The sequence below is a fragment of the Streptomyces sp. A5-4 genome (assembly GCF_051131715.1).
Classification (GTDB): Bacteria; Actinomycetota; Actinomycetes; order Streptomycetales; family Streptomycetaceae; genus Streptomyces.
The window spans coordinates 7,983,939-7,997,557 of the sequence record NZ_CP178591.1 but is presented as its reverse complement, the minus strand read 5'-3'; the positions used below and the strand labels follow the sequence as shown (position 1 = coordinate 7,997,557).

The window sequence follows — 13,619 nt, the reverse complement described above, 5'->3', positions numbered from 1 at the left end:
CTCGTTCTCCTTCAGCTTCTTCAGCTTCGGCTTCGGGCGTGACTGCGGTAGACGTAGGGGCGCGGCTCGGCGCCGGTGGTGAGGGCGCGTACGAGCGCGTGGTCCGGGGAGAGGCCGCACGCCGGGTCGGTACGCGCGGCGTCGCCGGTGAGGGCGTACGCCTGGCAGCGGCAGCCGCCGAAGTCCTCACCGCGGCGGGGGCAGCCGCCACAGGTCTCGCTCATCCACTCGGTGCCCCGGTAGCGGTTGAAGGCCGCGGCAGCCGACAGAAGTTGACGTACCCGTCGACCGCGAGCCGTACGCCGGGCAGCAGTCCGCGCCCTTCGACGAGCGCCGCCCGGTCGAGCCCGGCAGCCTCGCCGAGCCGCAGCCCTTCATAAGCCGTACCAACTTTCCTGAGAAGTGGGGGATTTCAGGAGTGAACAAGGTGGGGCTGGATGGGACTGGGCGGGCAGGAGTGGGGGTGGATGGGACTGATGTGCACCGGGGGTCCACCCCCAGTTCACATGACTGTCCGCAGTTCAGCGACTTGCTCCAGATTCGCGGCATGACGGGACGCGGTCAATGGCCCGGACCAATAACATCGGAGCTGTATTGAGCCAATCATTCCGCTCTTCACGGGAATGCCTCAGGCCGTGTGATCGTTGAGTCTGGGGAGTACCAACCGACGACGTAAGGATCGACTCCTCGTGAGCACCGTCCCCTCAATCACCCTGAACAACGGCGTCGAGATGCCGCAGCTCGGCTTCGGTGTCTGGCAGGTGCCGGACGACGAGGCCGCGAAGACCGTCGGCACAGCGATCGAGTCCGGGTACCGGAGCATCGACACGGCCTCGATCTACGGCAACGAGACGGGCACCGGCCGCGCCATCGCCGGCTCGGGAGTCCCCCGCGACGAGCTCTTCGTCACGACGAAGCTGTGGAACGAGCACCAGGGGTACGACTCGACGCTGCGCGCCTTCGACGCATCGCTGAGCAAGCTCGGCCTGGACCATGTCGACCTGTATCTGATCCACTGGCCGGCGCCGTCCCAGGACAAGTATGTGGACACGTACAAGGCCTTCGAGAAGATCCACGCGGACGGCCGCGCCAAGTCCATCGGTGTCTCCAACTTCCACCCGGAGCACCTGGAGCGCCTGCTCGGCGAGACTTCGATCGTCCCCGCGGTCAACCAGATCGAACTGCACCCGCAGCTCCAGCAGGAGACGCCCCGCGCCTTCCACGCCAAGCACTCCATCGCCACCGAGGCCTGGTCGCCGCTCGGCTCGGGCAAGGGCCTGCTAGAGGTCCCGACGGTCGTCGCCGTCGCCCGCAAGCACGGCAAGAGCCCGGCCCAGGTCGTTCTGCGCTGGCACCTGCAGATCGGCAACGTGGTGATTCCGAAGTCCGTGACGCCGTCGCGGATCAAGGAGAACATCGACGTTTTCGACTTCGAGCTCGACAACGACGACCTGGCGGCATTCGCCGCTCTCGACGAGGGCAAGCGCCTGGGAGCCGACCCGGCGAACGACTGACCCCGGTCGTCACCGTCGCGCCGCCGCTCGGCCCGGCCGTGCGGCGACGCGGTGGTAAGGCGGCGCGGTGGTAAGGCGGCGCGGTCGATTCCACCGGCCCGCTGCGTCGGTTTCCGGCCCCGTCGGCGCCCGCTTCCCCCTCGGCTTTCGCCGTCCCGTTCCACCGAACGGAGCAGCGCCCGAGCCCGTCGGGACACGCCCGACGGGCCGCCACTACAGTGACCGGGACATGCCCGGGAAAGGCTCAGCCGCAGCCGCCGGGCGGGGGAAGCACCCGCCTCGTCACGCCTAGAGGCCCAGGTAGTGGATCCGCACCCGCAGGCCTCCGGTAGCGTCGCACTATGAGCCATCCCCATCCCGAGCTAAAAGCCGCCCCACCCCTGCCCGCCGGAGGGCTCAGGATCGTCGCCCTCGGCGGTCTGGGTGAGATCGGCCGCAACATGACGGTTTTCGAACACTCCGGCAAGCTGCTGATCGTCGACTGCGGCGTGCTGTTCCCCGAAGAGACCCAACCCGGCGTGGATGTGATCCTGCCGGACTTCACCTCGATCCGGGACCGGCTGGACGACGTACTCGCCGTGGTGCTGACCCATGGCCACGAGGACCACATCGGCGCCGTGCCGTATCTGCTGCGCGAGCGGGCCGACATTCCCATCGTCGGCTCGAAGCTGACGCTGGCGTTCCTGGAGGCCAAGCTCAAGGAGCACGGCATCCGCCCGCGCACCGTGCGGGTCCGCGAGGGCGACCGGCGGAGCTACGGCCCCTTCGACTGCGAGTTCGTGGCGGTCAACCACTCCATCCCGGACAGCCTCGCGGTGGCGATCCGTACCAGTGCCGGGATGGTGCTGCACACCGGTGACTTCAAGATGGACCAGTTCCCCCTTGACGAACGCATCACCGACCTGCGCGCCTTCGCCCGACTCGGCGAGGAGGGCGTCGACATGTTCCTCACCGACTCCACCAACGCCGAGGTCCCGGGTTTCACCACCTCCGAGCGCGAGCTGAATCCGGCGATCGAGCAGGTGCTGCGCACTTCCCCGAAGCGCGTCATCGTCTCCAGCTTCGCCAGCCATGTGCACCGCATCCAGCAGGTCCTGGACGCCTCGCACCAGCACGGCCGCAAGGTCGCCTTTGTCGGCAGGTCGATGGTCCGCAACATGGGCATCGCCCGTGACCTCGGCTACCTGAAGGTTCCGTCCGGGCTGGTCGTCAGCCTCAAGGAACTGGAGAAGCTCCCGGACCACAAGATCACGCTGGTGTGCACGGGATCGCAGGGCGAGCCGATGGCCGCCCTCTCGCGCATGGCCAACCGCGACCACGTGATCCGGATCGGCAAGGGCGACACCGTCCTGCTCGCCAGCTCCCTCATCCCGGGCAATGAGAACGCCATCTACCGGGTGATCAACGGCCTGACCAGGTGGGGCGCGAACGTCGTCCACAAGGGCAACGCCAAGGTGCACGTCTCGGGGCACGCCAGCGCCGGCGAGCTCGTGTACTGCTACAACATCGTCAAGCCCAAGCACGTCATGCCCGTGCACGGCGAGTGGCGCCACCTGCGGGCCAACGCGGATCTGGCCATCCGGACCGGCGTCGAGCCCGACCGGGTGATCATCGCCGAGGACGGTGTGGTCGTCGACCTCGTCAACGGACGGGCCTCGATCACCGGCAAGGTGCCCGCGGGCAACGTGTACGTGGACGGCATGACGGTCGGCGGCGCCACCGAGGCGTCCTTGAAGGACCGTCTCACCCTCGCCGAAGAGGGTGTCATCACGGTCGTGGCGATCGTCGACGCCGACACGGGCGCCCTCGCCGAGGCCCCCGACTTCCTGGCCCGCGGTTTCGTCCACAACGACACCACGTTCGAGCCGGTCATCCCCGTGATCGAGAAGACGCTGGCGACGGCGGCCAAGGAAGGTGTGGGCGACGCGCGTCAGCTGGAGCAGCTCATCAGCCGCGCCGTGGGGTCCTGGGCCTTCAGGACACACCGCCGCAAGCCCCTCATCATCCCGGTCATCATCGACGCCTGAGCCGCCGTACAGGTGGCAACGGAGTCGTACGAACACGGGTGGCCGACGGTGCGGAAACCGACGGTGGAGAAGAGGAGCGGATGAGCGCGCGTTTCGAGGAGATCGACTATTCCCCGACGGCCATGGGAGACATCAGCCTGCGGCGTCGACGGGATCCGGTGTCGGGCCAGGACGTGTACGAGGTCAAGCTCGGTGACGAGTTCCTCATGTCCAGCCTCTTCACCACGGGCGAGATCGAGCTCGCGCGACTCGGCCTGGCGAAGCTGCCGGGCGAGGAACTGGACATCGTCGTGGGCGGGCTCGGCCTCGGCTACACCGCTCAGGCGGTGCTCGACGACGCACGGGTGCGTTCGCTGATCGTGGTCGACGCGCTCGGCGAAGTCATCGAGTGGCACCGGCGAGGGCTGGTGCCCCTGGGCGCCCAGCTGTCCTCGGATGCCCGCTGCCGTCTGGTCCAGGGCGATTTCTTCGCGATGGCCGGCGGCGCCCACGGCTGGGATCCCGAGGTGGCCGACCGACGCTTCCACGGCATTTTCCTGGACGTCGACCACGCACCGGACCATGTCCTGCACCCCAGTCACGCGGCGCTCTACCTGCCCGCGGGGCTGCGCGGTCTCGCGGACCGCCTGCACCCCGACGGTGTCTTCGCCCTGTGGTCGAACGACCCGCCGGACGAGCGGTTCCTCACCGTGCTCGCGGAGGTCTTCACGGACTCCGGGGCGCACGTCGTCGACTTCGACAATCCGCTGCAGGGCGGCACGGCGACCAACACCGTGTACGTGGCGAGGAAGTGAGCGGGGCCCACACGTCCCGCGCACGGGCTCAACGATGACGACGGCGCCACCCGGCTCGGGCCGGGTGGCGCCGTCGCATCACGTTGTCATATCCGCGCTGGTCCGGGCTGCTTCCGACGCGCCCGGAAGCGATTCGCTGCCCGCCCGCCGCCCCGCGCCGGGCGCCGGTCCCGGCCGTGGCCGCCCGACGCGTACCGGGTCCGGCCGACGACTGGCAAAGTGGCGCCATGGACTTCGTCTCGCATTTCCATCGCGAAGCACAGGCCTTCGAGACCGCTGCCCGTCGGGCGGTCGAGGGCGCGGCGCCCCTGGTCCCGTACTGCCCCGGCTGGACCGTTTCCGACCTGGTGGTGCACCTGGCGACGGTGCACCGGTACGTCGCGCGCGTCATCCGGGACCGGCTCTCCGAGCAACTCGACCCCACGGATCTGACCTTCCTGGGGCTGCCCGCGGATCATCGGGGCTGGCCGAGGCCGGAGACCGCGCCGAATCACGGGCCGGCGCCGGCCCGCTTGATCGACTGGTACGCGGAAGGCGCCGCGGAACTCGAAACGCTGTTCAGGGACCGCGCGCCGGACGAGCGGGTGTGGACCTGGTCGTCGGAGCGGACCGTCGCGTTCTGGCTGCGGATCCAGTGTGTCGAGGCGGCCGTGCACCGCTGGGACGCGGAAAGCGCCTTCGGGCCGGCCCGGCCGGTCGACACCGAGCCGGCGGCGGACGCGGTCGGCCACACCTTCCAGGTCATGGCGCCGGCCCGGCGGGGCCAGGCAGCAGGCCCCGCCCGGAGCGGGCGAGCGGTTCGGGTTCCGGCAGACCGACGGCGGGGGCAGCTGGACGGTGTCCTTCGAAGGCCCGGAGGTCCGGGTCACCGACGGCGAGCCGGCACCGGGCCCTGTGACGTCGAGTTGGCCGGTACGGCGTCGGACCTGATGCTGTTCCTATGGCAGCGCATCCCGGCGGACCACATCGAGGTGAAGGGCGACTCCGCGATGCTCGACCGCTACTTCGCCCTGATGCCTCCCGTGTGACCGAAGCGGAAGGCCACCGGCGGGGCATGCACGCCAGGGCGAGCGGGGCCGCCGTCGCCGACAACCTGAAGGAGCAAGGAACATGAACGGGGACGCCCAGCGACCGCAGGCCGTACGGGAGGGCCCGTACCGGCTGCGCAATGTCGGCAGCGGGCTGCTGCTTGAGGTGTACGGCGGGGCCAGAGGCAGTGGCGCCAACGTCCAGCAGGGCAAGGAGAGTGGCGCCCCGGCGCAGCAGTGGCTGATCAGCGCGGTACACAGCGGCGGCGGGCTCTACCACCTGGTGAACGCCGCGAGCGAGAAGCGGCTCGACGTGGCCGGGGCGTCGACGGAGAACGGGGCCAACGTCCAGCAGTGGAAGGCCAATAACTTCGGCGCCCAGGAGTGGGTGATCGAGCAGCATCTCGACGCCCCCGGCACGGTCACACTGATCAGCTGGGTCAGCGGGCTGCTGCTTGAGGTGGCCGACGGCAGCACGGACGACGGCGCCAATGTGCGGCAGTGGGAGGACACCGACTCCCCCGGCCAGTGGTGGCAGTTGGAGCCGGTGCTCGGAGAGACCCTCTAGTCAGTCGCGGCGGGCGACATGCACCGTGCGCGCGGTCAGTAGGAACACGTCGGGGCGTTGTCGCAGCCCCGCCGGGTCCGCCGGGTCGAGGAGGCGGTCGAGTGTGGTGATGTCGTCGGCCGTCAGCCCGTCCGCGAGCTTGTCGCGCTGCCGGGCGAAGGTGTCGACGACCTGTTCGCGCGCCTCGCCGGTGAGCGGGGCCGCGAGGTCGAGCAGGAAGGAACGAGTGCCGGCCGGCGTGAGTCCGGCGGCGGCCAGCAGCGCGCTCCAGTCCTCGACCTCCTGCTTCACGCCCGGCAGTTCGGCGCGCATCGTGGCGAACCAGTCACTCGTCACGGCCTCGATGCGCGCTTCCAGGCCCGGCCTGCCGATCCCGATGTCACGCGGCAGACGGCGCGGCGGCAGCCCACCCTCGATCAGGGCGACCAGGCCGCCGGGGCGCAGCAGCCGGGCGAAGTCGGCGAGCGCGGCGCGCTGATCCCCGACGTGGTGCAAGGTGTTGGCGGCCCAGACGATGTCAGCCTCACCCAACGCGCCGAGCCCGTCGGCGAGTTCCGCTTCATGGGTACGTACCCGATCGCCCAGACCGGCCCGTTCGGCCCGTGCCCGGGTGCGCTCCAGGAGAGCCGGGGTGCCGTCCACCGCGACCACCTCGGCGTCCGGGAATGCCTCGGCCAGCAAGCAGGTGATCACTCCGGGGCCGCTGCCGAGGTCGAGGACGCGGCGCACTCCGCGAGGCTCCTGGAAGCGGTCGGCGATCCAGGCCGCGGCCTGCTCGTACGCCGGGCGGTGCACCTCGGCCTCCCGCTCCAGGTGGGCGCTCATCGCGTCCCAGTCCATCGTGGCGTGGTCGTGACCGTAACCTGGGGCGCCGCGGTGGGCGCTGTCGTGACGGGGCTCGTGATCGTCGTGAGGGCTCATGGCCCCAGCGTCCTGCCGCCGGGCCGATTCGGCGAACTTATTTGCCGCTCCCGCAAAAGAGCCGGGCGCTCAGGGCAGGGAGCGGTGTTCTTGCGGGCTGATCCCCCGGACCCGCTTGAAGGCGGCGCTCAGCGCGAAGGAACCGCTGTAGCCGACCTGACGCGCCACCGCACCCACCGTGGCGTCCGACTCCCGCAGCAGGTCCGCGGCGAGCGCGAGCCGCCACCCCGTGAGGTAGGCCATCGGAGGCTCCCCCACCAGCTCGGTGAAGCGCCGGGCCAGCCCGGCCCGCGAGACCCCGGCCTTCGCCGCGAGCGAGGCCACCGTCCAGGAGTGGGCGGGGTCGTCCTGCATCAGCCGCAGCGCCTGCCCGACGACGGGGTCGGCCATCGCCAGGTACCAGGCCGGGGCCTCGGCCTGCGGCCGGGAGAACCACGACCGCAGCGCGGCGATCAGCAGCAGGTCGAGCAGCCGGTCCAGCATCACGCTCTGCCCCGGCTCGTCCCTGCTGATCTCCTCGTCGAGCACCGGCATCAGCGGGCAGTTCCACTCGTCGGCGGCCAGGAACACCAGGGGCGGCAGGGCGGCGAGCAGCCGCCCGCTGACCTCCCCGGCCATCTGGTAGGTGCCGATGAGGACGGACGCGGCCCCGTCCGGGCTGTCGCCCCAGGTACGTACGCCGAGATGCATCGCCTCGGCCAGCGGCTCGCCCCGGAGCGTGCTGCACGTCCCGCCGGGTCCGATCCGGGCCCGCGGCGGGCTCGCCGGATCGTCGGCGCAGGTGTACGCGTCGGGGCCGCGCGCGATCGCGATGTCGCCGGGGCGCAGCAGCACCGGGTCGCCGTCGTCGGGCAGCACCCAGGCGTCGCCGCGTGTCATGCACATGAGGGTGAGCGGTGCCCGGTCCTCGACCCGTACCGCCCAGGGCGCATTCATCACGGCCCGCATGAGGAAGGCGCCCCGGGCGCGCGGCCCGTCGAGGAGTCCGGCGAGAGCGTCCATGGCCTCAGCCTAGACGCACACACATGGGATTGAGCCTCTGGAGCATGGCCCGTCCAGGCGCGGGCACCGAAGCTTGAGGCATGACAAACCTCAAGCAGCAAACGGTGTTGGTGACGAGTGGCACGGGCAAGACGGGCCGTCGGGTGGTCGAACGTCTCACCTCCCTGGGCGTGACGGTCAGGTCCGGATCGCGCAGGGGAGCGGTGAAGTTCGACTGGGAGGACGAGTCGACCTGGGGCCCGGCGCTGCGGGGCGCGGACGCCGCGTATGTGGCGTACTACCCGGACCTGGCCGCCCCCGGCGCGCCGGAAGCGGTGCGGACGCTCGGTCGGATCGCGGTGGAGAACGGGGTGCGGCGCTTGGTGCTGCTGTCGGGGCGCGGCGAGCCCGAGGCGGTTGTCGCCGAGGACGCGCTGCGTGAGTGCGGCGCCGAACTGACTGTCGTACGCGGCAGCTTCTTCGCGCAGAACTTCAGCGAGGGCCCGATGGCCGAAGGTGTGCTCGCCGGTGAGGTGGCGTTCCCCGCCGGCGACACGGCGGAGCCGTGGGTGGATGCCGACGACCTGGCCGACGTGGTGGTGGCGGCGCTGACGGAGGAGGGGCACGCGGGGCTGGTGCACGAGCTGACCGGGCCGCGGCTGCTGACCTTCGCCGAGGTGGTGGCGGAGATCGCCGGGGCGACGGGGCGCGAGGTGCGGTACGTGCCGGTGACAGGGCCGCAGTACGCGCGGTTGCTCCAGCAGTACGGGATGCCGACGGCGGAGGCCGACTGGCTGGCCACGCTGTTCGGCACCTTGCTCGACGGGCACAACGCGGCGACGACGGATGGGGTGAAGCGGGTGCTGGGCCGTGAGCCGAAGGACTTCACGGAGTTCGCGCGGGAGGCCGCCGCCGCGGGCGACTGGACCGACCACGCGGGGTAGGCGGCGGGGGCTGCCCGCCCCTTGCCCGAAGGGCTCTCGGGGGCCGGGAGTTCGCCCCCGGTTACAGGCCGGGGCGGGCCCGCGCGGCGGCCCGCCCCGGCCGCCGGGGTTCCGGCCCCCGGTACCTGACAGACGGCCACCCGGGCGCGCTTCGTAGGATCGACCCGTGAACACGGGGACAGAGACCGGCTGGGCGCCGCCGACAGAGACCGAGCGGCTGCTGTACGAGGCGAAAGTGCGGGGGGACGGGGAAGCGGAGCTCGACGCGCTCGCCGGCAGTCGGCTCTACGTGCTCCTCCCCCGCCTGGACGCCGACACCCCCGGCTTCGTCGCGCCGCCTCGCTCGCAGCGCGACCCCGCCTCGGGCCGGACATGCTTCCCCGTCCTGACGCCCGGCCTGCTGCCGCCCTGGCATCCGGACTGGGTATTCCGGCAGACCACACTCGCCGAACTCGCCCGGGGCTGGCCGGACAACGGCTGGTGGCTCGGGATCAACCTCGACACGCCGATCGCGACCGCCGTTCCGGCCCGGCCGGGGCACCGCAAGGCGTGGCTGGCGGCCGACGCGCGGACCGGCGGTCCACGGTCGGGCCGGCTGATCACTCACGGCGCGGGTTCCCTGCACGGACCACTGGCGCACGGCCTGGCCGTCGGCGCGCATCTCGCCGTGCACAACAGCCTCGTGTGGAACCAGCTGGGCGCCGCCTACCAGGACTACGCCACGGACATCGCATGGCTGCGCCGCCCCTGGCACGTCGGCAACCGGGTCGGCTACCGGCAGAAGCTCGAATCGCTCCTGGCCACCCAACTCGTCGGCCGCACCGAAGAGTTCGTACTTCGGACACGGCACAATCTGGCCGCGCGGCTGGGACGGACCCCGTCGTACGAGGAGTGGTCCAACAGTGTCACGCAGGCTCTCGGGCGGCGCGTGCCGTCCGGCTCCGGCGGCGGATCCGACGCCGAAGAGGCGCTCAACTCGCTGCGGACCATCGTCCGTTACGAGGACCGATTCCGGGCCGACGGAATTCTCGCGCCCACCGGGCGCGTCGACACCCTGGCCGCCTTCGACCACGGACGTGCGGTCAACGTCGTACGGATGGCACTGGGCGCGCGCTACATCGACCCGGACGAGGCCGAGCATGCGGTGTTGCGGATCGGCGAGCGGGCGCGGCAGGCGTACGGCTCCTGGGACGCGTTCTCGCTCGGTTACGCGCTGACCCGGGCGATCCACTTCGACGAAGGGGACGACTCCGAGGTCGGATACCAGGAGACGCTGGCCCAGCACCGCATCCTCACCCGGCAGCCGACGAGCCCCTATCGGAATATTCCATGGTCATGAACGTGTCCAGCATGCCCCACCAGCCGATACCCGCCGGGTACGGCGCTCCCTGGGTCCCGCCGTCCGAGACCGAGCGGCTGCTGCACGAGGCGGGGATGCGCGGTGACCTGGAGGGGCAGCTGCGGGTGCTCGCCGGCGCGGAGCTCTTCATCCTCGCGCCGAAGGCCGAGGCGGACGCGGAGCCCGACGCGCTCTACTGGCGCGCGTACCGTGACGCGGCGGGGCGCAGCTGCAAGTCGGTTCTCACGCGCGGAATGCTGCCTCCGTGGCATCCCGAGTGGGTGTTCCACGCGGTCTCCTTCAAATGGATCGCCGAGTGCACCTGGCACGACCCGCACCAGTTGCTCACGGTCAACGCGGGGACCCCGGGGCAGCTTTCGCTGCCCACCACTCCCCCGCACCGTGCGACGTGGCTCAGGTACTACGCGGAGAACGACCGGCCTTCGGGCGACCGCCTGGTCGCGTTGCGGCACGGCGCGCTGCACGGACCGCTCGCCTACGGCCTGGCGTGCGGGGTGCATCTCGCGATCGGGAACGGCGTGCCGTGGAACGACGTCGGCGCGGTCTACCACGGGTATTGCGAAGAGCTCGAATTGTTGCGTGACTCCTGGGGCATCACCCAGCACACCGAATGGCGAAGCCAGTTGGATGCTCTGCTGGGCGGGCGCAACAGCCCGCCCGAGCCGGACTTCGTCCTGCGGGTGCGCGAGGAGCTGCGGTCCGCCCTCGGCGAGCCGCCGTCGGCCGAGCTGTGGCGCGAGACGGCCGCCGGGCACGCGCAGGACATCGGAGTGCGCCACGAGAAGGTCGGGGAAATCGAGGAGCTGGTGCGCCGCGTCATGCGCTACGAGTCCCGGTTTCGCGCCGACGGGCTGCTGCCGCCGGACGGCAGGGTCCTCACGACGGTGGCGTACGACTACGGGCGCGCCGTGAATCTGGCCCGCTGGGGGCTGTCGGCCCGGTTCTGCCATCCCCACGAGGCGGAGCAGGCGATCGTGTACGCGGGTGCGCTGAGCAAGGCGGCGTACGGCTCGTGGGAGGAGTACTCCGCGGCGTACGCGCTCGGGCGGGTGCTGCGCTTCGACGACGAGGAGTACGGGCGCTTCTACGCGCAGAGCGTCGTCGCCCATCACCTCCTCTCGGAGAACGAGGGCAGCCCGTGGCGGAACATTCCCTGGCGCTGAGACCGGGCGCCCGCCCGCTCGGGCGGCGGGGCGGACGCCCGGGGCGGGTCAGCTCGCCCCGTGTCCTGGTGCGATCTCCTCGATGCGGCGTGCCAGTTCGAGGTCCAGTTCGGTGACCGTGCCTCCGGCGCTGTGCGTGTTCACCGTCAGGGCGACGGTGTTGTAGCCGAGGGTCAGTTCGGAGTGGTGGTTCAGCTCCTCCTGGATCCCGGCGACATGGACGACCAGCGCGGTCGCCGCGAAGTGGCTGCCGAGCCGGTAGGTGCGGGCGATCCTGTCGTCGCCCAGCGACCAGCCGGGCAGTTCGCGGACCCGATCCTCGATCTCTTTCCGCGACAGCGGCTCGTCGGTCATGGCGGGACTCCTTCCGTGCGGGTGTGGCCGTGCCGGCCAGCCTCCCACTTTCCGGCCCGGGAGTACGTCGGCGCGCTGGTACCGATGCGCGGCGCGGTCGGCTTCCGCGTACCTTTCCGGTATGACGACTACCTCGGCCGATCAAGGTGTGGGGCCACTGCTGCGGGGCTGGCGCGGTCAACGGCGCATCAGCCAGCTGGAGTTGGCCCTGCGCGCCGACTCGTCGGCGCGGCACATCAGCTTCGTCGAGACGGGCAGGTCCCGTCCGAGCGAGGAGCTGCTGCTGCGGCTCGCGGAGCACCTCGACGTCCCGGTGCGTGAACGCAACGCCCTGCTCCTCGCGGCCGGTTACGCCCCGCGGTTCAGCCGGACCCCGCTCGACGATCCGGCCATGGGCGCCGTCCGCCAGGGGATCGAGCAGCTGCTCCAGGGCTACGAGCCGTACCCGGCGCTCGTGGTGGACGCCTCGTACACCGTGGTGGCCGCGAATCGGGGCATCATGATGCTCCTGGAGGGCGTGCCCGAGCGGCTCCTCGCGCCGCCGCTCAACGCGATGCGGCTGACCCTGCACCCGGAAGGCCTGGCCCCGCGCATCCGCAATCTGCGGGAGTGGCGCGGACACCTGCTGGCCCAGATGGAGCGCCAGATCGCCCTGGTCAGATCGGACGCGCTGCGCGCCGTGTACGACGAGGTCGCCGCGTATCCCCTGCCGGAGCGCGACGGCGATGCCGGGTCCGACGAGCCCGATCCGCCGTACCCGTACTTCGCGCTGCCGCTCCGGGTCGAGCACGACGGACAGGTGCTGTCCTTCATCTCGTCCGTCTCGACCTTCAACACGCCGCTGGACGTGACGGTCGCCGAGCTGGCCATCGAGACGTTCCTCCCGGCCGACCCGGCGACGGTCAAGTACCTCCGGTCGACGGGCCCGTAGCACTCACCCCCGGGCGCGCAGCGCCAGGAACTGGATCCCGGCGAACCCCGCCACGACCGCGGCCTGCGCCGGGATCCAGGCCATGCCCACGACTGTCGGCGAGAACCAGAGGACGAGCGAGGCGAGACTGGTGACGGCCCACGCCAGATTGACCTCGACGACGGCCCTCACCGCGAAGGCCGGCGGCTGCGGGCGCGAGGCGAGGTGGCCGACGTATCCCCCGAACAGCACCAGGAGGACGCCGAGCCCGAGCAGCAGGGCGGATCCGACCCCGAGGAACCTCCCGACGGGTCCGGAGGCGGCGACGTAGACCAGGCCGTTGCCGGCGGTGACCACGGCGTCGAGGGCCAGGAAACGACGCAGCGTCGTCTGCGGCTCGGTGGTCCGCGACAGGGCCGTGAGCAGGTTTGCGGACATGGGAAATCAGCCTCCGTCGAGGTCGTGCGGGGCGGTGGGTCCGGATCCCGGACGGAGTGCGCCGTCCGGGGCCCGGTGACGACCACGATGCCGCGCCGTACGGAGAGCGTCGATTACCTCCCGGGTAATGGAGCCCGGTGCGGACCGGAATGAAGCATGCCGCTTGGAGCCCGACTTCAAGCCACGCGTCACTCGGGCCCCATCGCGTCGACTACGGTTCACCGTGTGTGTGATCGTGGTCGCAGAGGGTTGTTGGCGTTGATGGTGGCGCTGCTTGCCGCGTGCTTCTGTACGGCGGCCGGCTCGCCCACGCACGTGCACCGGTTGTCCCACGCCGTCGCGGCGGCCCAGCACGTGGCCCAGCCGGTCGACGCGCCCGCCGCGCCCGCCCCGCACCAGCCGGGCGACCACTGTTCGCGTGAGCGGGGCTCCGTCTCCCTGGCGGGCCCCGACCGCCTCCCGGCCACGGAAGCGGCCCCGGAACACGTGGCCGACGCGCGGCGCGCCGCCCGCCGCGCAGCGCCGCGCCGGGCCCCCGACCCACCGCTGTCGGGGTCCTCCACCGCGCAATCGCTCCTCTGCCTCTGGCGCATCTAGAAGACCGCCCAGGACCGGGC

At 71.2% G+C, this 13,619-nt stretch carries 15 protein-coding genes and 1 pseudogene; 10 read left to right on the top strand and 6 right to left on the bottom strand.

The annotated features are described in order from the left end of the window. Nucleotides 1-20: 20 nt before the first annotated feature. Nucleotides 21-224: a hypothetical protein gene (locus tag ACLLJJ_RS37430; RefSeq protein WP_434599151.1), complete on the bottom strand. Its 204-nt coding sequence runs from the start codon at nucleotides 222-224 to the stop codon at nucleotides 21-23. An 8-nt stretch (nucleotides 225-232) separates the two neighbouring features. Then, nucleotides 233-370: pseudogene (locus tag ACLLJJ_RS37425) on the bottom strand (pyrroloquinoline-quinone synthase PqqC); the annotation flags it as partial. Between the two features lie 319 nt (nucleotides 371-689). Between ACLLJJ_RS37425 and ACLLJJ_RS37420 the strand changes: the two are divergent. From ACLLJJ_RS37420 to ACLLJJ_RS37400, 5 genes are all read left to right on the top strand, one after another. After that, nucleotides 690-1,514 carry an aldo/keto reductase gene (locus ACLLJJ_RS37420; protein WP_434599150.1) on the top strand — a complete coding sequence of 275 codons (825 nt, stop codon included), beginning with the start codon at nucleotides 690-692 and terminating at the stop codon, nucleotides 1,512-1,514. A gap of 341 nt (nucleotides 1,515-1,855) precedes the next feature. Next, nucleotides 1,856-3,541, top strand: a complete 1,686-nt coding sequence (locus tag ACLLJJ_RS37415) for a ribonuclease J (RefSeq protein ID WP_434599148.1) — start codon at nucleotides 1,856-1,858, stop codon at nucleotides 3,539-3,541. An 80-nt stretch (nucleotides 3,542-3,621) separates the two neighbouring features. Continuing rightward, nucleotides 3,622-4,335, top strand: a complete 714-nt coding sequence (locus tag ACLLJJ_RS37410; RefSeq protein WP_434599147.1) for a spermidine synthase — start codon at nucleotides 3,622-3,624, stop codon at nucleotides 4,333-4,335. Between the two features lie 227 nt (nucleotides 4,336-4,562). Next, nucleotides 4,563-5,363 (top strand): maleylpyruvate isomerase family mycothiol-dependent enzyme, encoded by an 801-nt coding sequence (locus tag ACLLJJ_RS37405; RefSeq protein WP_434599146.1) that lies wholly within the window; start codon nucleotides 4,563-4,565, stop codon nucleotides 5,361-5,363. 82 nt (nucleotides 5,364-5,445) lie between these two features. Continuing rightward, entirely contained in the window at nucleotides 5,446-5,931 is a 486-nt protein-coding gene (locus tag ACLLJJ_RS37400; protein ID WP_434599145.1) for an RICIN domain-containing protein, read from the top strand. Here the strand turns inward: ACLLJJ_RS37400 and ACLLJJ_RS37395 are convergent, their stop codons facing one another. Both ACLLJJ_RS37395 and ACLLJJ_RS37390 read right to left on the bottom strand, forming a co-directional pair. Further along, the gene (locus ACLLJJ_RS37395) at nucleotides 5,932-6,852 is read right to left on the bottom strand and encodes a class I SAM-dependent methyltransferase (protein ID WP_434599144.1); all 921 of its coding nucleotides are present in this window, start codon (nucleotides 6,850-6,852) and stop codon (nucleotides 5,932-5,934) included. 69 nt (nucleotides 6,853-6,921) lie between these two features. Next, nucleotides 6,922-7,854 carry an AraC family transcriptional regulator gene (locus ACLLJJ_RS37390; protein ID WP_434599143.1) on the bottom strand — a complete coding sequence of 311 codons (933 nt, stop codon included), beginning with the start codon at nucleotides 7,852-7,854 and terminating at the stop codon, nucleotides 6,922-6,924. Between the two features lie 80 nt (nucleotides 7,855-7,934). Here ACLLJJ_RS37390 and ACLLJJ_RS37385 point away from each other — a divergent pair, with 80 nt between their 5' ends. The 3 genes from ACLLJJ_RS37385 to ACLLJJ_RS37375 all read left to right on the top strand — a co-directional run bounded on the left by ACLLJJ_RS37385 (nucleotide 7,935) and on the right by ACLLJJ_RS37375 (nucleotide 11,300). Then, nucleotides 7,935-8,777 (top strand): NmrA family NAD(P)-binding protein, encoded by an 843-nt coding sequence (locus tag ACLLJJ_RS37385; protein WP_434599142.1) that lies wholly within the window; start codon nucleotides 7,935-7,937, stop codon nucleotides 8,775-8,777. 166 nt (nucleotides 8,778-8,943) lie between these two features. Then, nucleotides 8,944-10,116 (top strand): DUF1266 domain-containing protein, encoded by a 1,173-nt coding sequence (locus ACLLJJ_RS37380; RefSeq protein WP_434599141.1) that lies wholly within the window; start codon nucleotides 8,944-8,946, stop codon nucleotides 10,114-10,116. Further along, nucleotides 10,113-11,300, top strand: a complete 1,188-nt coding sequence (locus tag ACLLJJ_RS37375; protein ID WP_434599140.1) for a DUF1266 domain-containing protein — start codon at nucleotides 10,113-10,115, stop codon at nucleotides 11,298-11,300. Before ACLLJJ_RS37380 ends, ACLLJJ_RS37375 begins: the two co-directional genes overlap by 4 nt. 48 nt (nucleotides 11,301-11,348) lie before the next feature. On the opposite strand, the gene ACLLJJ_RS37370 is transcribed toward ACLLJJ_RS37375, so the two are convergent. Beyond that, nucleotides 11,349-11,654 (bottom strand): 4a-hydroxytetrahydrobiopterin dehydratase, encoded by a 306-nt coding sequence (locus ACLLJJ_RS37370; protein ID WP_434599139.1) that lies wholly within the window; start codon nucleotides 11,652-11,654, stop codon nucleotides 11,349-11,351. A 121-nt stretch (nucleotides 11,655-11,775) separates the two neighbouring features. Between ACLLJJ_RS37370 and ACLLJJ_RS37365 the strand changes: the two genes are divergently transcribed. Then, complete coding sequence (locus tag ACLLJJ_RS37365; protein WP_434599138.1) at nucleotides 11,776-12,585, top strand: helix-turn-helix domain-containing protein; 810 nt, start codon at nucleotides 11,776-11,778, stop codon at nucleotides 12,583-12,585. Between the two features lie 3 nt (nucleotides 12,586-12,588). Here ACLLJJ_RS37365 and ACLLJJ_RS37360 read toward each other — a convergent pair whose 3' ends face one another. After that, a complete protein-coding gene (locus ACLLJJ_RS37360; protein WP_434599137.1) occupies nucleotides 12,589-13,002 on the bottom strand; it encodes a hypothetical protein in 414 nt (137 codons plus the stop codon). Nucleotides 13,003-13,227: 225 nt separating this feature from the next. Between ACLLJJ_RS37360 and ACLLJJ_RS37355 the strand changes: the two genes are divergently transcribed. Next, complete coding sequence (locus tag ACLLJJ_RS37355; RefSeq protein ID WP_434599136.1) at nucleotides 13,228-13,599, top strand: hypothetical protein; 372 nt, start codon at nucleotides 13,228-13,230, stop codon at nucleotides 13,597-13,599. Nucleotides 13,600-13,619: the final 20 nt, after the last annotated feature.